A 21,113-nucleotide genomic window follows, 5' to 3' on the forward strand; every position below is an offset into this window, starting at 1 on the left:
TCTCTATCTCGTTCATTTTGGCCTCTTTGCTTAGTTTTTGTTCTGGAAAACAAAATCTTCTAACAGAAAAGAGGCCTTTTTTTAACAAAGATCCCTCAAAATATAGCCGGAAGATAGCTTACGTTAAACTGGCGTTAAAAATGGGTTAATAAAATTTTTCCCATAAAGACTTTTTCATGGATTTTTTTTGTTTTTATTGTAAAATCCTTGTGAATTTCGAAAACGTTCATCGATTAAATAAAAAAATATACACGTAAAAGTAAATGTTAAAACCTTTCATTCAAATAATTTTAATGTTGTGTTTATTGACTGTTGGATCTTTTCTATTGAATCTAAAAGTGAATTATCACCTAAAAAGATTACACGTAAATCTAACCCCTGAACAATCAAAGGAAGTTAAATGGCTAGCCTCTTCAGTCGTCACAATATTAACCGCATTGTCCTATTTGCTGTATTTGGTACTTTCACATTAACATACGGTCTACCACTTCATGCTTTACCTCAAGGTGGTATTGGAATCAATGAAGTTGCGTTCCTTTATAGAGTAGAGAAGCTAGTTGAGAAGATTTGGAAGCTTGAAAAGAGTGATAACAAAGATAAGATGTATTCTGCAATCATAGACCTTAAAAGCGAGCTTGAAACATCGTGCGGTATCAAAGTTGACCTAAATAAACACATGGATAACGTTGAAAAACAACTCAAAAATCGTGGTTTTAAAGCTCCTAAAAAAGAGTTTGATGCAATACGTAAGGCTATTAAATACAAAGAAAAGAAGTACAACAAACATGCCAAATATTTAGCCTCTGTAATGTACCTAGAAGGATACGAGATAAACGCAGCGGATGAGGAACTGATGTTCCCTGAATACATGGCCAAGCATAGCCATGGAAAAGATAATAAAGATGATGACAAAGAAGAAGTATGTGTTCCTGCCCAATTAGTCTTTGGAGTCACTCTGACATTGTGTGGGCTATTTTTAATGGTCATTCCGTTTCCTGCATGTAAGCCATGGGGAGAAAGGATGATTGCTTCTGGATTTGTTATCTGTGGGAACTGTATAAGTGGAAAGGTGGATAACGATCACAAAAACGATAAAGATAAAAAATAGTCTTTAAACTCTGATACTGAGGATGTAACATCTTCGGATTGTTCTATCCATTTTTTCAATGAATTTACTGGGCATATGCCTTTGTCTTTAGCAAATGATATGTAGACCGTTTGTTTCGTATATATAGTTTTGGATCGCAGCAGAGGAATCGCCATTCCATTATCTGTAAACTCAATATTTTCTATGTTCAAACTCACAACTTCAGATCGTCTAAATGCTCCAAAAAAAGTTAAGGTTAGCAATAATTTATAGTTAATTGAATTTAATCGTGCATATAGATATAGTTTGAGTTAAAAACTTATGGCATATTCTAAAGATTTAAGGCAAAAAGCACTCAACTATTTAGAAACTGGACATTCTGTAGGAGAAGTCAGACAAATTTTCGGTATAGCGTTAAGAACAGTGTTTAACTGGCTGAAACGCCAAAGAAATGGATGTTTAGAAGATAAACCAAGAAAAAGACACTCCATTAAAATTGATCATGACCAACTAAAGAGCTATATTAAAAAACATCCTGATAGTTATTTGAAAGAGATAGCGAAAGAACTTAATGTAGATCCTTCCTCTATATTCTATGCTTGTAAAAGGCTTAAAATCACTTAAAAAAAAGACCTTATTTTACAAAGAACGAGATGAGAAAAAACGTGAGGAGTTTAAAAAAGAATTAAAAAAAATAGCACAAGAAGATCACGTTTATCTTGATGAAAGTGGAATCAATGAGTGTCTAAAACGTCATCGTGGGCGAGCCTTTAGAGGAGAGAAAGTTTATTCAGCTGTATCTGGCCATCGTTTTGCAAGGGAAAGCTTGATAGCAGCTAAATGCCAATCTAAAATTTTTGCTCCTTTTTGCTATACAGAAACATGTCATCCTATCTTGTTTAATACATGGTTAGAAAAATATTAATTCCAGCGCTTAAAACTGGACAGGTGATTATCATGGATCATGCACCTTTTCACAAGTCTAAAAAACCAAATATCTGCTTGAACAAGCCAGATGCAAAATTTTATTTCTTTCCTCCTATTCACCTGACTTAAATCCAATTGAAGTTTCCTGAGCAAATTTTAAACAATTAGTCCGATTAAGTTTAAACAAATTGTCAAACCTTGCAAAAGCGATTGATTATTCTTTTTGTCAAATATGTACATAAGTGCACAATTAAATTCAATTAACTATATATTGGCTTTAAACTGAAAGAAGGCATTGGAATAGTTTTACTTGCCAACAAAAGTCAAAGGCAAATTACTCCATTAGATCGCTTATTACTCAAGCAATCCGTTTTTGATCACAAAAGTTGATTCTATTTTCCCCCTTAATTTCTTTAAATGACTTAAAAAGTCTAAACTTTTAAGATGAATGAATAAATAATCAACGAACTAAAAGTTTAATGCGCTATCAAAGCCCCCTTACTTCTTTTGACTACTATTCCCCCATTTGTGCCGTTTTTTGCTTGGTCACTGTATTATCCAATATTCTTTCCGCAAAAATGGTTTTTCTGCCTCTCTTTCAGTTAAATATCCCGGCAGGATTATTAACCTATCCTTTGACTTTTCTATTGAGCGATTTGATTACAGAGCTGCTTGGCGCTAAAAAAGCAAAAGAGATGATTTATACTGGATTAGGAATAAATATTCTAAGTTTTGGCTTAATCGAAGTAGTGCTTTTATTACCCACTTCTATTGGAAATGACCAAGGAGCTTTTAAAGAAATCCTTGGATTAAGTGGTCTGAGAATTTTTTCTTCTTTAACAGCCTACCTAATCGCTCAAATTATCGGAATTCAAGTTTATGCTTTAATAAAAAAATTCACAGGTTCTCGTTTTCTTTGGCTACGCAGTAATGGAGCGGCTTGCATTTCTCAGTTACTTGACTCAATTGTCATTGATATGCTTTATTTTTATTGGGGTCTAGGCATGCAAATATCCTATATTTTACCAATTATTTTCTTTTCATTTGCCTATAAAACTTTTTTTAATTTTTCGACAACACCTGTTTTTTATTTTATTGTTTATCTTTTCAAAACAGTTTGGCAGGGAGAAAATTTAAGAAGAAATAAAAACGAATATCTCATTAAGGACACATCATGAAACAAATCACACCATTTAAGATTTTTTTAACTTTTTTTATCAGTTTTTTAGTTTATTTCATTATTTCCTATCAGCAAGCTGCTGAAAAAGAATCTCAATTTCAAGCAACGCAGGAAAGACTTGATAAGCTCGAACAACAAATGCAATATCTAAAAGAAGAAATACAATTGTTAAACAAATAAAAAAAAATAGGTTTCATAACGAATGTCTTATCGTTGATTTAAAATATAGCGCAGTACATAAGGGAGGATTCCTCCGTGTCTATAATATTCAACTTCAATAGTCGTTTCCAATCTAGCTCGGAGATTAACGAGCTGGATTTTATCTTCGCTCTTGATTTCTAAAATCAATTCTTGATTGGGTTTTAATGCTTCCTCAAATCCTTTAATAGAAAACAACTCTTCTCCTATAATTCCTAAGCTTTCCCAACTTTGCTCAGGTAAAAACTCTAGGGGTAAAATTCCCATTCCGATGAGATTACTTCTGTGAATACGTTCAAAACTTCGAGCAACAACAACGCGAACGCCAAGTAGGGCTGTGCCTTTCGCTGCCCAATCGCGAGAACTTCCCATCCCATAATCTTTACCTGCAAAAATGATCAAAGGAACTTCTCTATCTGCGTAAGCTTGACAAGCATCAAAAATGGGCAATTCCATGCCATCCGGCATTAAAGTCGTCAAGCCCCCTTCTCTATCATCCACCATTCTATTACGTAATCGGACATTCGCGAATGTCCCTCGCATCATCACTTCATGATTTCCTCGTCTACTGCCATAGCTATTAAATTCTTTTTCAGAAATACCCAAAGACATTAAATATTTTCCAGCCGGAGAATCAGGTTTAAAACTACCTGCTGGAGAAATATGATCTGTTGTAACAGAATCTCCAAATAAAGCAAGCGGGCGCATGTCCTGTAGTTTTTTCAAATTGGGCAATTCCAGAGAAAAATTTTCAAAGTAGGGAGGTTGTCTAATGTATGTGCTTTCACTTTCCCAGTTATACTGCGATCCTTCTTTTGTGATAATTTTATCCCAAACTGGATTGTCTTGCGAAATACTTGAATAACGAAGCTTAAACATGTCCGGTTCAATAGCCTGTCGAATAGTTTTTTTAATTTCATTTTCAGAAGGCCAAAGATCTTTTAAGTAAACAGGTTGGCCATTTTGATCATATCCAATGGGTTCATTCGCTAAATCGATATCAATTCGCCCAGCAAGAGCATAGGCCACTACTAAAGGCGGAGACATGAGAAAATTTGCTTTAACTGAGCCGTGAATGCGTGCCTCAAAGTTTCGGTTACCACTTAAAACACTTACCGTAATCAAATCAAAATGTTTAATTGCTTTTTCAATTTTTTCATCCAATGGCCCGCTATTTCCAATACAGGTTGTGCAACCATAAGCCACCAGTTGAAATCCTAATTGATCTAAATACTGCTGTAAATTTGATTTAGCTAAATAATCCGTGACAATTCTCGAACCTGGTGCCAAACTAGTTTTAATCATCGGATTGACTTTTAATCCTTTTTCAACAGCTTTTTTTGCCAAAAGCCCTGCTGCTAACATCACATTTGGATTACTCGTATTGGTACAACTTGTAATAGCAGCAATAACAATCGAACCATGCGTTAAAATGATTTCTTCATCAATATGATTGGCATAACCCGGATTGACGACAGTAGGTGTTAATGGTCTATTAGCGAGCATTTCAAACTCACTCCAAGTCTGCTCCTTAGTCATGCGACCAAAAACAGATGTTCCTCCCCATTCGTGCCGATGATCTAAGAAAAATACGCCACCCGAATGCACTTTAATATGAGGCTTTTCTTCTGCTTTTCCATAACCTCCATTTGCAATCGAAATTTTTAGTAATTGGTCAAACTTTGCTTTAACGTTTGATAAATCAATCCGATCTTGAGGTCTTTTTGGTCCTGATACACACGGTTGAATTTGTGTTAAATCTAATTCTAAAATTTTTGTAAAATCGATATCCCCTTTTCTCGGAATTCCAAATATTTGCTGCGAAGTTAAATATTCTTTAACTAATTGTACGTGTTGCTCATCTCGACCCGTCATACGTAAATACTCTAGGGTCTGGTCATCGACAGCGAAAAATCCCATTGTTGCACCATATTCAGGAGCCATATTTCCGATTGTTGCTCGATCAGCAACTGTTAAACTAGCCGCTCCTTCACCGAAAAACTCGACAAATTTTCCAACCACTTTCTCGTTTCTTAAAAGTTCTGTAATGTACAAAGTTAGATCTGTGGCTGTAACTCCATCTTTCAACTCACCGGACAAATGAACTCCAATAACTTCTGGCATTTGAATAAATATAGGCTGACCTAACATGGCCGCTTCAGCTTCAATTCCTCCTACTCCCCACCCAACAACTCCCAATCCATTAATCATTGTTGTGTGAGAATCTGTTCCCACTAAAGTGTCTGGGTAAAGCCAATGAATTCCCTCCACTTTTTTATGAACCACAACCTCAGCGATATGTTCTAAATTAACTTGATGAACAATTCCAATGCCGGGAGGAATCACTTGAAAAGTTTTATAAGCTTTTTGTCCCCATTTCAAAAAAGAATACCTTTCTCGATTTCTTTCGAACTCGATTTTTAGGTTGAATAAAAATGCATCATTAGTCCCTGCACGATCCACTTGCACTGAATGATCTACAACTAAATCCACAGGAACTTCGGGCTCTATGATCTTCGCGTCTAAGCCGAGTTTAGCTACAGCATCCCTCATGGCCGCTAAATCGACCAAAAGAGGTACGCCGGTAAAATCTTGTAAAATGACTCTAGATACAATAAACGGAATTTCTCCTTCAGGTGTCATCCGGCTATTCCAATTTACCGCTCTTAAAATATCTTCTTCTTTGACGAGATGCCCATCACAATGACGCAGCATAGATTCCAGCATGATTCGAATAGATATAGGAAGCCTTCGAATAGAAACCGAAATATGTTCCTCAAGTTTAGGCAAAGAATAATAATAATGGTTTGAGCTCAGTTTCTGAAGAGTATTAAAAGGATTAATTTTAATAGACATCTCTTGTCCTCGTAAATCAAATAAAAATTTTATTGTATTCTTTTTTTATTTTTCGAAGGAAATAGAAACCCATTCTTTATTCAAAAAATGTAAAAAAATATGTAATCATTTTATTTTAAGAAATTTAAATTAATTCACAAAGGTTTCAAAAGCCTGTTTTTCTTTTAAAAGATGGGAATGATTTGTCAAATCTCCGATATGCAAAGGAACCACCGTAGCAAACCCTTTTCTTAGTAAAAAAATATCGCTATCTTCACGCTCATCATACTCAGCCAATTTTGAACCCAACCAGTAATAGCTATTTTGTTCGGCAGGATGTTGGCGTTTCTCTGGATTTTCAGCCCAATATTCTTTTCCTTGCGTCGTTAAACGAATGCCTTTAATAGGGCCATGTTCAGTTTTAGGGAAATTAACATTTAAAAAAGTTCCTTCTTGCATAGCATTTTGCAAAGCATAGTTGACGATGCCCGGAATAAAAGATTCTATCAAATGATAAGAGGGATTAAAATAATCGCCGTAAGAAAAAGCAATTCCAGGGATTCCTTGCATAACTCCTTCCATAATAGCTGCAACAGTCCCACTATAAAAAACATTTCGTCCAGCATTCGTCCCTCGATTGATACCTGACACAATTAATTGTGGTCTCTTTGGTAAGACAACATTTAAAGCTAATTTAACGCAATCAGCAGGTGTTCCATTCACAGACCAAACATCAGCTTGGGCATTTAACCAATCTACTTTTTCAATATGTAGCGGACGTCTCACTGTAATAGATAAACTAACAGCTGACTGTTCTTGTTGAGGAGCAACGATGATGAGATCAGCAAGATCTTGAATCGATTGCCATAAATGGCGAATCCCTTTAGCATGAACTCCGTCATCATTAGTTACTAAAATTAAAGGCTTTGAGCTCATTTTTATTTTTTCCATTATAAAATGTGTAATTATTAAGAAAAACAACAAAATTTATTTTATACAACAAATAATTTAAATCATTTAAAATATAAGTATAGTTAAAATAAAATTAATTAAAAAAATTATTTTTTACTTATTTCTTGCAAAAGAAAGAATTAACTTATCAAAATTTGGTTTATTTTCCCTTCGGTCAATGATGAGGTTTTATGTCTCAATTTATAGCAGAACCCAATCCCGATAAAAATAATAGTAAACAACCACTATTAAACTCATCATTTAATATTGAACAATTATCAAGACAAATTCAGTCTACTCCTTTTCTTATCAAGCAAGCCCTGGAAAGTGATCGCATTTTACTAGATCATCTTCAAAATTTAACTGAACGCACAAAAGCCTGTATCATGCATTTTAATGAACAGAAACAAACGATTTTAACTCGTTTTGATAATTGGCTAGCACCACTTGCTAGCGAGGTATTAGACGAATTTATTAAACAAGCTCAGTCATTAAAAAGTGAACTAGATGAAACTCTTCTTAATTTAAGAAAAATTGACACAATCGACTGGGATAAACATGCCAATTCTTGGTTAACCCTTTACCACCAGTGGAGCGATCATAAAGAACTTAATAAAAAAATTTTAAAACTTGTTTCCGATCGAACTGAACATTTGATTGATAAAGACTTAAAACTCATTAAAGAGTATCAAATTCAATATTTATCAAAAATGGAAGAAGAAGACCCCGATCTAATAAACTTAGAAAATCGACTTGCTAAAGCAATTGAAGAACCTCTTAAGCATCTGGTTGAACTGAAAACACATGTGAAAAATGCAGAGTCAATGCAACAAGCTTCTGAATGGATTGAAAAACTTGATTCTCAAAGAGAAAATTGTTTCGACCAATTGTTAATGAAAATTGACTCCGTTGTAAAAGAAGTCGTTTTACCAGAAGCTGAAATTGGTTCTGAAGATTTAAAAGAAGTTGAAAATGAGATGCATTTTGTCGCTCAAGAACTCAAGCATATACATGAACTATTACCCAAGCTTGATAAACATGATGAAAAAGAATTTTATTTTACTGAAGTTCGTTTAGAAGGGCTTAGAGATCATTTAGAACAATTCGACTCTTTAAAATTACCCTTTTCTACGAGAGATCGCTTAGAAACACTATTCGCAACTATTGAAGCAACGCTTTCAGAAGTTTTAAAAAGAAATGAATGAGTTATTAATAAATATATTCATCCGCTATTTCTCTTTTGTCATGTCCGTCAAGGACATGAAAAGCTCTTAATTTATTAAGTGTGATTGGAGAAAGCTGTCCGATCGGAATATAAACAATTTTTTTACCAAATCGACGCGCAAAACTTTTTAATTGGCTTCTAGGTGGCGTACTCGCCACATAGACGATAATAGGCTTAACCGCGTAATCTATTGCAGCCATCAAAAGAACTTCCGATTTGAAACGGCAATCAAAATAATCTGGGTCAAACCAAATATTGCGCATTCTTCTTGGAGGATAGGACATCATAAATCCTCCATACTCACAGCGACTTATTCCGGGCCCTACAACATGATGAGAAAGAGAGGTTGCATAAAAAGACATGTCCGACTCTTGTTGATGTTCTCCAATCCATGTCGTTCGCCAAGGATATTTTTCTTGATAAGGTTTACCCTCTTCAGCCTTATCTTCATCAAAAATCAAACAAATTGAGCCCACTCCTGCCGGAGGTTTTCCCTTTGTTTTCACAAATAATTTTCTTTCATGCCAATGACGAATTGTTTCTTTGGTATCTATTCCATCTTCAATACTAGAAGAAAAAGGAATCGTGCGAGCCCCTTCTTCAGCTAAAATTTGACAACCTTTCTTTTTCAAAAAATCACCAAATTTTTCAATAGCAATATCTTCTGGAGGATATGAACAAATACTAAAAGGATTCGGCGGGGTAAAACGAAAAGAGGACCGATCTTTACGAACTTTTGGAATAGAATTTTTTCGCCCTTTCTCTTTGAGGTAAAAACGAATTTGTTTGCTATAACCCCAAACATCTTCAATAGAAAGATCTAATTCAGGAAGATTATCAATATTTTTAAGAAAAGGATAAAAAGTTGCTAACTCCCAAACTTCATAAGCATAGTTATTGTCAACACACCCTTTAGCAGAAGATAAAATTTTATAAAGATCAGGCATTAACTGCCCTCCGACTAATGCATAGTTACGCACAAACTTCATAATATTGCGTAAGTGATAACCAGCAAAAAAATTACCTGTGCTTTCCACATATTTTTCAGAGGCCTCTTTATAAAGCTGCAAAATAACTTTTTGCCGATCAACGAATTCTCCATCGAGAAAGTTTTCTCTCATGGTTTCATATTTATAAGAAAGATACCCCCATTCAAATAAGATGTCTCTTGCAGATTCTGGCGTAAGCGTACAAAGTTCAATAATGCCTCGATCTGCATGATAAACTTCCGGGAAAGAACGATTATCCACTAATTTCAACACTTGAGAAAGATGCGCCATTCCCCCTACAAACAAAATACGATCATATCTAAGAGATAATTCTTTTAAACGACGTGCCATATAGATTTCTCTTTCCTGATCTAAATGATTAAATGGCTGTCGATTTTCTTTTCGTGCTTGCTCATAAATATTATAGTAAGCTTTTAAACCTATTCGATGAATCGCATACGGATCGGGAACTTGTTCGTGAATATCAGGGTAGTGATCAACGTCTAAATCGATACAATAGGCGGGAACTTGATGCTCCATTGAACTTCGCAGTGCTTCAAAAATAGGGTCACATGGCTCTGCCATAAAATAAACAGGGTCATGATCTTGGTTATAGGTTAAGACAACGCTAATGTCTGGTAATCGAGAAGCTGCGTGTAACATTTTAACTTGCATTGTCTCAGGTAATTCAACAGCGACGCAATCTGGTTTAAGCGTATCAAAAGCCCATTTGACTTGCGTAGCCATTTCCATATTATAATGAATAATAGGAACAGCGTAAATATGTCCTTTTTGAAGATAAAATAAATCGTTTGTGAGCATAAGACCTCTAAAGCACGTATATTAAAGCTTCATCTCCCAGGGTCATTAAAATAGCCTCCCGCAATAAATTTTCAATATTCCCACTATTACCATTTAAGCTTTTAATTCGTTTAGCAGCATAACGAGCAATGTTAATTCCGTCTCGGATCGTATAATTTTCACGGTTTGTATGAGCTTTTTGTAGGAAATTGACCACGTATTCCATGATGTATTCATCAACGAAGGGAAGATTTTCTCGAAGTATCCGGCGTTCCTCTTCTGCTTCAGGAAAATCGAGATAGATTTGTGGTTGAAGGCGGCTATGGATATATTCTGGAATTTCAAATGTTGAAGCATCATCGTTCATTGTCACGCAAATACGAAATTCTGGATGAGCTGAAACCTTTAAACCGGCAACTATGGACTCGATATAGCGGCGTGTATCTAAAAGAGGGGCTAAAGAAGCCCATGACTTTTCACTCATTCGATTCGCCTCGTCTAGAATACAGACACCTCCTCGAATCATGGCTGTTACTAGAGCCGAAGCTACATATCTTATCCCCCCACCTTGATCAACAACAGGAGTAATTAATAAATCTTCTGGACGGGTGTCCATTGTACATTGGAAAATATAAACAGGCCTGTTGATTTTTTTTGCTGCAGCATATGCCAAAGTTGTTTTACCAACCCCTGGTTTACCAATCAAACGGGGATTGAGTGGAATATCATTTTTATCAATCACTAACCAAGCAGCAAGTAACTGTTCCATAACATCTCTTTGACCAATCCATTCAAACTTAAATTCATCAGGAAACCCTAAAAAAATTTCAACTCCTTGAATTTGTACGCTGCTTTCATGCTCGCTTGGAAGAGAATATGCCATTTTTAATCCTATAATTAATTAGGTAAATGATAAAAAATTTGATCTTGTAATTCTCAAGGTGTCGCGGCTTTTTGAGAACCGTAAATTAGACCAGCTTTAGCAATATTTTCACGAGCATGAGGAAAAAGAGTTTCGATTTCGATTAATAATTGGTCTACTTGTTTACGCATCGAATTTTGCCCGACGGGACAACGACACATAATTCTTGCAAAACCCTGCTGTTGTGCAAAAGTTCGAATATTTTTCTCTGCTATGTAAATCAACGGTCGAATAATTGTCACACCATATTCTTGCATGTGAATTTTTGGAAGATTACCAGCAAATTCAGCTTTATGCAATAAATTCATCAGAACAGTCTGTGTATGGTCATCACGATGATGACCAAAAGCAATCGTCGTAATCCCCAAACTTTTGGCAGCTTCAAATAAAAGCCGTCGCCGTTCTCTCGAACAACTGTAGCATTCCAATGTTTCTAATTTTTGAGTTGAAATTCGGGTCGTTAATTGAACTCCGATTTCTTGACACATTGCTCGTAAATGATCTTCATTGACTCCAGCCCCACATGAAAATTCTCCAGATACATGAATTGCATGAATTTCTAAATTTGGAAATCCTCTTCCAGAAATAGCCTTTAATAAATAAAGAAGCGTTAAACTATCTTTTCCCCCACTCAATGCGACAGCTATTTTAGAAACATCTTTGAGCATCTCATAGTCAAATAAAGCCTTTCGAAAAGTACTTTCTAATTTTTTTCCTAAAGAGGTCCAAGGGGATTGAGCAATTGGAACAGTCATAATAATCATTTTTGTAATTGTTTTAAAAAATATGATTAAATTATACTTAGTTTATTAGATAACGTAAAGTTTACAATCATGATTTAATAAAAAAATGTGAAAGCAAATTTTATAATATTATACATAATTGTTTAATTCTCTTATGTATAATTTAGGCTTCGAAAAAAGAGGATATATGTCATCAGAGAAAGCTGGAAGAAATGATCCTTGTCCGTGTGGATTAGGCAAAAAATATAAAAACTGTTGTATGCAAAAAGAACAACAAAAAAACCGTACTCAAGTCACTTCATTAGGAAAACGTAAATTTACTGCTAAAGTTCTCAGCAGCGGCGGAACACAAAAAAGTGTAGAGCAGCCACAACAAGAGCAGCAAAAAGCAGCTATAGATTATTCAACATTAATGGAACGCTCTTTTGGTAATGCCATTCATAACGAAGAAAAACCCCCTGTTCCTTCGAATTTCGATCAATATTTAATCAAAAAATCTGATTCGAATTCCCCTATAAGTTAACTATACATCGGCTTCAAAAATCTTTTTGAGGTCGATTTTACTTTTTCATTAAAAAAACATTGTCGATAAAAAACTGTTTTTGCTATAAATATCCCTTCGTTCGCTGGCATAGCTCAATTGGTAGAGCACCCGACTTGTAATCGGACGGTTGTGGGTTCAATTCCTACTGCCAGCATTTTCCCATTATTGGGGGTGTCGCATAGTGGCAATTGCAAGGGACTGTAAATCCCTCGACTTCGGTCTCCGTTGGTTCGAGTCCAACCGCCCCCATCCTTTTTGGCATTTCTTATAACCCACTAAGGTAGTAAATAGTTCACAAGTATCTAGATAGATTTTTACCGTCTAATTTTAAGTTCTGAAATACGAAATGCAGAAGTTGGCGTTTTTCATTCACTTCAGAACTTTCAAAGATTTCCCTAGCTCGAGCGGCCTAAGTTCATCACCATATTAGCCGAGACATAGAAGTTGTGATCTGCCTTTTCATGAGTGCCATCTGCTCAATGATTTCTGCCTGGCGAGTTTTATAGTCTTTAACCTTATCGAAATACATCTTCTCGTCAATAAGACCATCGAGTTTATCGTCGTACATCTGGTTAATTCGCTTTTGGATGCGATCTTGTTCTCTCTGCAAGGCCGTTAAGCTTTCTGTATGAAAAAGACTTTCGGATTCGTGAATTTTCTTAAGATAGCTTGTCACCTCTGCAATCTACTCTTCACTTAAGGCAATATGATCAAAATACTGAGATAGGGATTCAACCAATAGCTCTTCACGAATATAAACTTTCTTACAAATCCCTTTGGCATTGGTGCAGCTATAGTAAATATAGCCTTTTTTTGGATTTCGGGTGTAATTGTACAACCACAATGAACGTAAGTAATCATGCCTCGTAGAATGAAAGGTTCACTAATTTTTTTATAGTAGATTCCCAAAAGAAGACCTGCAAAAGCTGCACTTAGAGAAAAGATTAGGCGAGAGTTACCAATACAACGAGCAGCAATGCGTATTTGCCATTCCTCTAAACTTCCTAAAGAATGAAAAATAGGCAGTCCAATATGCGGACCTAAAAACAGAACCTTTTCACCAGCCGGTTTTCCTATAGACCCTTCAGGAAGAACATAAAACTGGCCATGCCATCCTGTTCTATCGATAGTTCTTACACGATCAATTGGATCCCATGACAAGAGATAGCGTGTTAATAAATCTTTTGCTTTTCGATCCTCTCCTATTTTCAAACCCCATTGATAAAAGTGTTTTTCTTACTTCACTACCATCTCCAGCAAGAAGTTCTTGTGGCAGCAGCCGATCATGAATCTTCCCATCTGGATCAAGGAATTGGAGCTGTTTAGAATAATTTTCATGGCAATCATTGCGCGCATAAGCAAGTACGTGCATTGGGGCGCATACAAAGATTTTTTGAATGCCATCTTGCTTGGGAATTAAAAACCAGACACCTTCTTGATTGATTTCAAATCCTTCTGCAAGTGAATAAGAAATGGCTGTTAATGAAGATTGTTTTTGAGACATTGTTTTACCTTTCTGTTACTTTTTTATTGATCTTCATAGATCCATAACTTTAGCAGCCTTATCGCAAATAACCTTCTCGATCTCTTTACTTAAAAAGGGTTCTGTTGGATGGAAAATCGTCAGATTTTGCTCGCCAACTTTTCGAGTAGGGCAAGTGATTCTATAGCCAGTTCCATCGCGTCTTTTATGAACGCCTATTGAACTGACATAGAACTGATGATCAATCTCCACGCTTGCAAATGCTATCAGGCCATTTTGTGGCTTGATCAGGAGAAGCTCCTCTTTGATTATGCTCATAAAGCTCCGGATGATTACGTTTGTCTATTTGGAGAAGCAGATCGAAAAAGGCTCCAAGACGGCAGGAATTAACTGCTGCCAATGATTCAGCAGAAAAATTCTTTTCTGACGGCATGTGAGCTTTAAAATTGCTTTCTTCCATGCCCTAATTTTAGAAAAATCTAGAGAAGATGTAACGACGCCGAACAGCGTCGGAATTCCGGGAAAAGCTCTCGAGAGAAGGAGTATTAAGTAGCGGCTAATTTGTCGGAAAAACGCCGGAAATTTCCTATCCGAAGTAGGATGAAGTACGGAAATAATGGGGCGTGTTGAAAGATGGATAGTGCTTCTTTGAATTTTTAATGGAAGAGAGCTCTAGAACCACTGAAGCGTTAATTGAATGATCGATTTCACTGAGGCTGACGACTGAACCGCGGCAAATTTATTACTAGGGAAAAATAACTTTTTCAATTCTTTTTTGATTTCTAATTCTCCCACGGTATGCAACAAGGTGGGAAACTCGATTATTGAATATTCTTCCGCATCTAATAGTAATTTTAAAAAATCGTAGGCTCTGGCAACTCTCTGCAAGCGCTTAATAAGAAACTCACGCTTTTCACTTTTCTCACTAGAAAATGCGCTATGATCCAAAACTGGTCATCATTGTCTAAGAACAGTTCTAACGCCTTAAGACATATTTCAGAATCTACAACTATTGTCTGCATGCTTGCAAGTCGTTCTAAAAAGAATAAGCCACAATTTTGAAGCGTTTCAGAAATTTTAAGCTCTTGGAATAAATTAGAGATGTTCCGTTCGAATGCATCATTAGTTGTTAAGCTGCCATTTTTTGTCCATTCAGCCCATTTTAATAAAACATCCCACTTGCCCCAAATGGAGGTAGCTCGTTACCCTGAAAGAATTTCAATATCTTTACATTTTTGGAGATAAGTAGAAAAAATGAGGACGATATTTAAATGAACAATCTCTTGTAACTTCACGCAACTAAGAATGCAATACTTTGAGATGAAGACATTTGTATCTTCTTGAGCGAGAATTCGTAAAATAGCAACGAAACCTGTATAGTACTTACTGTAGAGTGACTCTAATTCAAAAAATAGATTTTCTATTTTTTCGCGATCAAGTTTAATTTTTTAGTAATTCATCAATTGAATAACTTGCCTTGTGCTTTCTACCAATCATTTTTTGAATTCCTTTGAGACATTTTGCCCCTTCTCTAAATAACTCTTTTAGATTTTGAATTAAAGGAGCATGAGCAGCTTCCTTTTGCTCATTTATCGAATCAAAAATTTGTATAGTTGGAGGATTGGTTCGGATAAACTCTATAAAGCTAGAGAAATCAGCGATCCAATCACGAGAAAAAGGTACCCCTAGCCTTTTTAGACGCTTGGCAAGCAATTCGCTTACATCTTTCATAATTTTTTTACTTAATCAAATCCAGAGCAGATTGTATTATCTGTTTTTAAAATACTCCTTGATTCCTTCATAATAAGCCTGAGCAACCGCTTTAACTCTTTTGGGACAAGGGATATTCTCAACAGGAGTGTCAGCTTCTGACAGTTTATAAATTTCATCTTGGTTATTTTGGACGAGTGTTTCACCATAACACACAGGGCTATGGACAAGGCGTGTTAAAGCTAGATTGCGACTATAAATACCTGGTTTTTGAATTAAACATGCGCTATCTATATAGGATGTTTTTTCATATTCAGAGATGAGAGGGATACCCAACTGTCTGATAAACTGTCCAGTAACATACTCGCTTAACTTAAGCGATTCATTAATTTGATTGGTAACAATTAAGCGCAAAAACTCATAACGATCTCTAATGGTATTTAACTCGTCTGCGCCAAAAGCACCTGGAATAAATGCTAGATTGTAGTTAATTTTAGTAAGAAGACTTTTGTTCTTTTTTTCCTCATCAGTTAAATGAGAATTATAATGAATAACAATTGTAACATCGGGAGAAAATTCATTGATTATTTTAGCACGCTCTTTCAAGTCTTCTCTGTTATAATAATTACGAAAAACTTGAGATAGGGAGGAAACATTCTGGATAAGGTCAGAATGTATTTTTATCCATTCAAAAAAGTCTTCTTTGATTGCTCCCTGCCCTATCCCAGAACGCGTAAGTAGAACCACAGCGCCCTCGTTCTCCAGCAAGCGTTGTAGCTCAAGAGCCGTCAAATAGGTGAGGTCTCCTTCATGAAAACGAATAGGTTGATTGTTTTTTGTCATCTCTGCAGGAATAGCTACATAGCGTTCTTCCAACTCAGCAAACGACCCTCCAAAATGCCCTGGATCTATTGCGATCCTTATATTCTTCAGACCATTGTATGTGCTATGCTTATTAGGAAGAATCGGTGAATTCGTATTTAATTTTAAAATGTAGTCTATTTGTTGATGATCTAAATCACCAATATAAAGAACTTGAGGAGTAAGGCGATAAAATCTTTTAATCGCTTCATTTTTTTCTAAGTAAGTTTTTATTTCCCATTCGATTTCTTTAGCTGTTAATCTCGATTGGTAAGAGTCAAAATCGTGAAAATCACACCCAAATGAGCTTTGTGATATTAAAATAAAAAAAATAAAAAAAATGCAGCGAATTAAATAAATTTTTATTACTCTTTCTAGTTTTTCATTAAGATAAATGGTAGATGAATATTAAATTTAGACCAATCAAAAGTCCTGAATACGTCTAGCTGCCCCATTCTTTTTGGCATTTCTTGTAGTTTATAATGTCAAAATCGTTTGCACTAATATTATAAAAAGACTTTGCTGTTTAATTTTAAGTTTTAAAACATAAACTTCGAAAATTGATGCTTTTCGTCTACTTTATAACTCCAAAAATTTCCCTAGTATGAACCGCCAAGCTTACAAATATGTTAGTCAGTTATATAAAATTTTTGATCTGATTCTCATCACAAGCAAAATAGATTGACTTCAGCTACAATTAATTTTGCTCTTTATTAAGTTTAGAAGCTCGCGTAATCAACTATTTTTTCCTCCAGCTCTTAACGGAAAGAATCTTTCCAGCTAAAAGACCCTTTTTTTTTCATGAACAACTCAAGGGTTTTAGGGCTCATGGCCAGCTCCTCTTTCATCTCTTAATGAGCGCCTTTTTAGCCGCGGCCCACTTTCACCCAAATTTAACTCTTGATCAGCATCCATCTCGTATTCATGGATATCATTCTCATTTTCTTTTTTTTCTTGGTAAATCATTTTATCAAAAGGTAAAAAGGGTTTTTCGTGTTGATTCTTCTTAGTTTTTTCATTTTGTCCATTTTCTAACATTGATAAATCTTTTTGAAAAATTTCATTATTTTTGTTTTTATGTTCCTTATTTGTTGTCATATTAGCCTCTCTTTTTATTCCATTTATATTAAATAAATTCGCATTTATAAATTAAATATCTCAATTTAAAATGATCACTATTAGATGAAAAAACTGGTAATAGAATATTTTCCTATGCGCTCTCGTGAAGCTTATTTGCAACGAAGTTCTCTTCGTTCAGGGACATTTTCATAAGGTTTTAATGTCTTACCTTAAATCCGTCATATTTGAACAATAGTAAATAAAACATGTTTAAGACTTATAGGCTGCTAAATTTTAAGATTAAAAAAGGCCATTTTTCTTCTATAAATCGAGCAATAGGTCTTGATTCTTGAGCAATGGCATACAAGCTCATAAGATCTTCATTCAAGAGAGAAGTTTTTTCTTCGGCTGAGCATTTTTGATAAACGTGAAACATTAAATCGATAAAATTTCTAGCGTCGCTTACTCGATATTGTTTAATGGCCTTATATGTACATTCAAATAGCTCTATCCATATTTCTTCATCAGATTCTTCACGTGCGAGCTTGTTAATGTATTTATTAACGATATAGGGCTGGTAAAGACAGCGTAAAACCCAGAAACGGTGAAATAAAATAGCAAAAATAATAGCTGTCACCATCGCGATAAACAGTTGGCTTAAATATATATTTTTATCCAACATGTGCTGAAGAGCAATAATCAGGAAACAAAAAATAGAACATGACATTAAAACATAAATACCAAAATGAGCTAGAGGAGTATTGAAAATTCGGGAATAAAATCCAGGAGATAGTTTTGCCTCGACTGTTTGAAAAGGGACCATTGTTAAAAAGACAATAATACCAAAAATAGATATGGAAAAAAAACCTAAATCAAAAAATTTTTCTATTTCTATCTGTGGAAAAGGAAATCCTGCATAGCTCAGACCAATAAATATTAACCAAATAATTCCCGTAAAAAAAACAGTAGATAAATAAAGAGCAATAAAATTAGTAGATCTAAATTGTACGACTTTTTGAGGTGATTGCATATTAATCTCCTTAAATTTTTTCTAATTATCGCCGACATTCCAATAAAGACCTAAATTAAGACTGTTTATTTTTGGTTTTAAAATCAAGAGTTTTAGTACTTAAAATAAAAATTTGAATAAATATTATATGGGATATAAATTTTTATTTATTTAACTAAAGAACCAAATTTTTTAGTTTGGTTTTTACAATCCTGGCTACTTCCCCATTTTCTTCCAAAAAAGTTGGCAAAGTTCTAATTGCAATTATAGAAATAATAATTTTTGCGATTTTCACTACTCTTTGATCTTTTTCAATCAAATACAAGCACTTTTCTTCTCTGGAAAAAATATAACTTTCGTATGTTGTTTAGAGCTACAAATTTTATCTACCTTGTGCAAAGGGCTAAAGTATTAGATGACTGAGTCTATTGCATTATTAGGCAGGCTTTAAAGCCTTTATTGATCAATTTTTAAAAAATTCTTAAAAGTTCGATCTACTTTAGAAAAAGTTGTCTTTAATGCTAAAATATCCCAATTCTTTTTACTCAGCATTTTTAAATCACAACTTCAAATAACTCTTCATTATCAAAAGTGCTTGCCAGAACTTCTCTGCCTAATATTGTTTTTTGATGCAATATTGTAAGGTATTCAGTATTAATCTGCCGAAGTTTGGGACAATTAATTAGTATTGTATCTCTTTGCAGCATAGATTTAATGGATTTTGTGAATGCATATTTATCATTATCCGTATGCATAAAATTACAGATATTGCTCAAATAAAGAGTGTCGATGGCAATGTTATTGTGATCTAGAAATTTTCTAATACCAGCAAACTTTTCAAAATTCGTGATGTCTTCGGTAATAGCAATAAGATGTCCCTCAGAAACTAGTTTTCTAATGAAAAGATATGATTCCTCACTTTGTAGCCAACTCCCTTCTCGAGATAATTCTTGCTCAATTTTATCTGTCGGCAAGCCTTGCTGATCCGTATGAAAAAATAAATTTTTCTCTTCTTCCTGTAAAGAATTAAGGTAATCAATCATGCTCTGCTTAAAAACTTTTCTAGTATTAGAAGCATTTATGATATCAATCGTTTTTTTTATGAAGGCAGCATTTTTCGGATTAAAATCGACAATCAGTCCATAGGTAGACTTTCTTTCACATATCATATCGAAATTATGCCAGGTCGCACATCCGATATGAATTGTTTGCTTCTCATTTGCTTGAGGTGCCTCTCTGAGCCGTTGATAAGTTGCTGCTAAATTAGTTTCATTAGTCGTGATATAGATGCCATAAATTTGCCCCTGCACATGAGAGTTATTGAAGCTGGCAAGTTTTTCGGATATGGGTTTTTTTAAAAGGATTTTTTTGCCAATAAAATAAGTTTTTCCTTGATCTGTAAGTTTCTCGTAGTATCTATTTGCCGCTTTAAAAGGATGATAGAGCCAGCCAATAAAGAAAAAAGCTGCCCAAGCAGCTATTTTTCTAGAATTATTTTTTTGATATTTCCAAGGAAAACAAATCAAATGTGTGCATGTGCTAATAGCTTGAATCAATGACATATATAAGCCTACAAAGTAATAATAAAGATAACCATTTTAATATATTACTCATAATAATAAATAACCTATAAAAAAAAGATTTTTGTCAGCTGTTATATAGCCTGGTAAATGTGATTTTAACTCTCAAACGTCTCAGTTGAGTATACATCGTCATTATAATTATTATATTTACTATTTGAGATTTTGAACTGCTAGATATAGGGTGAATCGCACGATTATATTTAATTTGGGAAAACGCCTCAGTTATATCTAACTTAGCAGTAATAATTGTAAAATTTTTCCTAAAATTCCTTTCGTAAGTACATGTCTACATCGCTTTATCATTTAACTGAGTATTATGAACAGAGTTCCTTGAAGTACTTATGCAAGAGATGTCATTTGCACCGTTATTGTATTGATAAACCTTCAAATTCAAGAGAATGATTAGGAGAGATTTTAGAACCCGATAAAATCTTAAGCGACGGTAGTGCTAAATAGGTAAGGCTATTTCAATAAACTGATCTAATTTGATAGATTAATTATTCTAATTCAAGCGGAGAAGAGTAATGAAATGTACGCACTGCGGCTCAGATTTGGTAAAGAAGAATGGTTATACAAGACATGAAAAGCAAAATTTTCGCTGTTTAGAGTGTGGCAAATAGTGGAGCGAAAACAATGAAGCTAAAATCATTAACGAACAAACAAAGGAACTTGTCAGAAAAGCTCTTTTAGAAAGGGTATCTCTTAATGGAATTTGTAGAATTTTTGATGTAAGTATGCCATGGCTGCTAGATTTTATTAATTTCATTATCAATGATTTGCCTGAGGATTTAAATGCACAAGTCACATGTTGTGAGAAAGATGAATTGGAAGTGGCTAAACTTGAAGTAGATGAGCTATGGAGTTTTGTAGGAAATAAGAAAAATGATCAGTGGTTATGGCTTATCTTGCATAAAAAAAGTCGTCAAGTGCTTGCTAGGCAAGTGGGTCCTCGAGATAAAAAAACCGCTGAGCTTCTTTTTGCAAAACTACCCGAATCATTAAAAAA

The 21,113-nt window shown here is 34.6% G+C and carries 23 protein-coding genes, 2 tRNA genes and 1 pseudogene; 10 read left to right on the forward strand and 16 right to left on the reverse strand.

All coding sequences use genetic code 11. From position 1 onward, the window contains the following. Positions 1 to 400 precede the first annotated feature (400 nt). The 5 genes from TY19_RS02305 (at position 401) to TY19_RS02325 (ending at position 3,374) form a co-directional block, all read left to right on the forward strand. Positions 401 to 1,108 (forward strand): hypothetical protein, encoded by a 708-nt coding sequence (locus TY19_RS02305; RefSeq protein WP_042279779.1) that lies wholly within the window; start codon positions 401 to 403, stop codon positions 1,106 to 1,108. 300 nt (positions 1,109 to 1,408) lie between these two features. Next, a complete protein-coding gene (locus TY19_RS02310) occupies positions 1,409 to 1,711 on the forward strand; it encodes an IS630 transposase-related protein (RefSeq protein ID WP_042279782.1) in 303 nt (100 codons plus the stop codon). After that, on the forward strand, positions 1,683 to 2,012 hold the full coding sequence (locus TY19_RS02315; RefSeq protein WP_052354730.1) for a transposase: 330 nt from the start codon (positions 1,683 to 1,685) through the stop codon (positions 2,010 to 2,012). Before TY19_RS02310 ends, TY19_RS02315 begins: the two co-directional genes overlap by 29 nt. Before the next feature lie 481 nt (positions 2,013 to 2,493). After that, on the forward strand, positions 2,494 to 3,192 hold the full coding sequence (locus tag TY19_RS02320; RefSeq protein ID WP_042279784.1) for a queuosine precursor transporter: 699 nt from the start codon (positions 2,494 to 2,496) through the stop codon (positions 3,190 to 3,192). Next, positions 3,189 to 3,374 carry a hypothetical protein gene (locus TY19_RS02325; protein ID WP_042279786.1) on the forward strand — a complete coding sequence of 62 codons (186 nt, stop codon included), beginning with the start codon at positions 3,189 to 3,191 and terminating at the stop codon, positions 3,372 to 3,374. The genes TY19_RS02320 and TY19_RS02325 overlap by 4 nt, the downstream gene beginning before the upstream one ends. Positions 3,375 to 3,401: 27 nt before the next feature. Here the strand turns inward: TY19_RS02325 and TY19_RS02330 are convergent, their stop codons facing one another. Further along, complete coding sequence (locus TY19_RS02330) at positions 3,402 to 6,248, reverse strand: aconitate hydratase (RefSeq protein ID WP_042279788.1); 2,847 nt, start codon at positions 6,246 to 6,248, stop codon at positions 3,402 to 3,404. A 129-nt stretch (positions 6,249 to 6,377) separates the two neighbouring features. After that, positions 6,378 to 7,163 carry a 5'/3'-nucleotidase SurE gene (gene surE / locus TY19_RS02335; protein WP_193354010.1) on the reverse strand — a complete coding sequence of 262 codons (786 nt, stop codon included), beginning with the start codon at positions 7,161 to 7,163 and terminating at the stop codon, positions 6,378 to 6,380. A 206-nt stretch (positions 7,164 to 7,369) separates the two neighbouring features. Between surE and TY19_RS02340 the strand changes: the two genes are divergently transcribed. After that, positions 7,370 to 8,383, forward strand: coding sequence for a hypothetical protein (locus tag TY19_RS02340; RefSeq protein ID WP_042279792.1), 1,014 nt, complete (start codon positions 7,370 to 7,372; stop codon positions 8,381 to 8,383). Positions 8,384 to 8,387: 4 nt separating this feature from the next. Here the strand turns inward: TY19_RS02340 and TY19_RS02345 are convergent, their stop codons facing one another. Genes TY19_RS02345 through TY19_RS02355 form a run of 3 tightly spaced genes read right to left on the reverse strand, consistent with a single transcriptional unit; the run spans position 8,388 to position 11,870 of the window. Continuing rightward, positions 8,388 to 10,214: a hypothetical protein gene (locus tag TY19_RS02345; protein WP_042279793.1), complete on the reverse strand. Its 1,827-nt coding sequence runs from the start codon at positions 10,212 to 10,214 to the stop codon at positions 8,388 to 8,390. A 7-nt stretch (positions 10,215 to 10,221) separates the two neighbouring features. Next, entirely contained in the window at positions 10,222 to 11,076 is an 855-nt protein-coding gene (locus TY19_RS02350) for an AAA family ATPase (protein WP_039357917.1), read from the reverse strand. Positions 11,077 to 11,129: 53 nt separating this feature from the next. Then, on the reverse strand, positions 11,130 to 11,870 hold the full coding sequence (locus TY19_RS02355) for a tRNA 2-thiocytidine biosynthesis TtcA family protein (RefSeq protein ID WP_042279794.1): 741 nt from the start codon (positions 11,868 to 11,870) through the stop codon (positions 11,130 to 11,132). 175 nt (positions 11,871 to 12,045) lie between these two features. Between TY19_RS02355 and TY19_RS02360 the strand changes: the two genes are divergently transcribed. The 3 genes from TY19_RS02360 to TY19_RS02370 all read left to right on the forward strand — a co-directional run bounded on the left by TY19_RS02360 (position 12,046) and on the right by TY19_RS02370 (position 12,651). Then, a complete protein-coding gene (locus tag TY19_RS02360; protein ID WP_042279795.1) occupies positions 12,046 to 12,381 on the forward strand; it encodes an SEC-C metal-binding domain-containing protein in 336 nt (111 codons plus the stop codon). A gap of 102 nt (positions 12,382 to 12,483) precedes the next feature. Further along, positions 12,484 to 12,556 (forward strand) — tRNA-Thr (locus TY19_RS02365). A 13-nt stretch (positions 12,557 to 12,569) separates the two neighbouring features. Continuing rightward, positions 12,570 to 12,651, forward strand: a tRNA-Tyr gene (locus TY19_RS02370). Positions 12,652 to 12,820: 169 nt separating this feature from the next. Here the strand turns inward: TY19_RS02370 and TY19_RS19480 are convergent. The 11 genes from TY19_RS19480 to TY19_RS02420 form a co-directional block, all read right to left on the reverse strand. Then, entirely contained in the window at positions 12,821 to 13,078 is a 258-nt protein-coding gene (locus TY19_RS19480) for a hypothetical protein (protein WP_042279796.1), read from the reverse strand. Positions 13,079 to 13,098: 20 nt separating this feature from the next. Beyond that, positions 13,099 to 13,563, reverse strand: a complete 465-nt coding sequence (locus tag TY19_RS20500) for a DUF927 domain-containing protein (protein ID WP_042279797.1) — start codon at positions 13,561 to 13,563, stop codon at positions 13,099 to 13,101. Further along, on the reverse strand, positions 13,544 to 13,906 hold the full coding sequence (locus tag TY19_RS20505) for a DUF927 domain-containing protein (RefSeq protein ID WP_042279798.1): 363 nt from the start codon (positions 13,904 to 13,906) through the stop codon (positions 13,544 to 13,546). Before TY19_RS20505 ends, TY19_RS20500 begins: the two co-directional genes overlap by 20 nt. A gap of 33 nt (positions 13,907 to 13,939) precedes the next feature. Then, on the reverse strand, positions 13,940 to 14,137 hold the full coding sequence (locus TY19_RS12605; RefSeq protein ID WP_338140280.1) for a hypothetical protein: 198 nt from the start codon (positions 14,135 to 14,137) through the stop codon (positions 13,940 to 13,942). Beyond that, a complete protein-coding gene (locus TY19_RS17030) occupies positions 14,127 to 14,345 on the reverse strand; it encodes a hypothetical protein (RefSeq protein WP_042279800.1) in 219 nt (72 codons plus the stop codon). The genes TY19_RS12605 and TY19_RS17030 overlap by 11 nt, the downstream gene beginning before the upstream one ends. A gap of 212 nt (positions 14,346 to 14,557) precedes the next feature. Continuing rightward, positions 14,558 to 14,833: a hypothetical protein gene (locus TY19_RS19490; protein WP_226988466.1), complete on the reverse strand. Its 276-nt coding sequence runs from the start codon at positions 14,831 to 14,833 to the stop codon at positions 14,558 to 14,560. 492 nt (positions 14,834 to 15,325) lie between these two features. After that, positions 15,326 to 15,616 (reverse strand): hypothetical protein, encoded by a 291-nt coding sequence (locus TY19_RS02400; RefSeq protein ID WP_042279802.1) that lies wholly within the window; start codon positions 15,614 to 15,616, stop codon positions 15,326 to 15,328. A 36-nt stretch (positions 15,617 to 15,652) separates the two neighbouring features. Next, positions 15,653 to 16,852: an N-acetylmuramoyl-L-alanine amidase gene (locus tag TY19_RS02405; protein ID WP_079979197.1), complete on the reverse strand. Its 1,200-nt coding sequence runs from the start codon at positions 16,850 to 16,852 to the stop codon at positions 15,653 to 15,655. 423 nt (positions 16,853 to 17,275) lie between these two features. Then, on the reverse strand, positions 17,276 to 17,554 hold the full coding sequence (locus tag TY19_RS02410; RefSeq protein ID WP_042279806.1) for a hypothetical protein: 279 nt from the start codon (positions 17,552 to 17,554) through the stop codon (positions 17,276 to 17,278). A 238-nt stretch (positions 17,555 to 17,792) separates the two neighbouring features. Continuing rightward, positions 17,793 to 18,545 carry a hypothetical protein gene (locus TY19_RS02415; protein ID WP_042279810.1) on the reverse strand — a complete coding sequence of 251 codons (753 nt, stop codon included), beginning with the start codon at positions 18,543 to 18,545 and terminating at the stop codon, positions 17,793 to 17,795. 533 nt (positions 18,546 to 19,078) lie between these two features. Then, positions 19,079 to 20,086 (reverse strand): LIC_10091 family protein, encoded by a 1,008-nt coding sequence (locus tag TY19_RS02420; RefSeq protein ID WP_042279812.1) that lies wholly within the window; start codon positions 20,084 to 20,086, stop codon positions 19,079 to 19,081. Between the two features lie 545 nt (positions 20,087 to 20,631). Here TY19_RS02420 and TY19_RS12615 point away from each other — a divergent pair. Next, positions 20,632 to 21,113, forward strand: a pseudogene (locus tag TY19_RS12615) (IS1 family transposase); the annotation flags it as partial.

It is taken from the genome of Candidatus Protochlamydia sp. R18, from assembly GCF_000648255.1.
Taxonomy (GTDB): domain Bacteria; phylum Chlamydiota; class Chlamydiia; order Chlamydiales; family Parachlamydiaceae; genus Protochlamydia; species Protochlamydia amoebophila.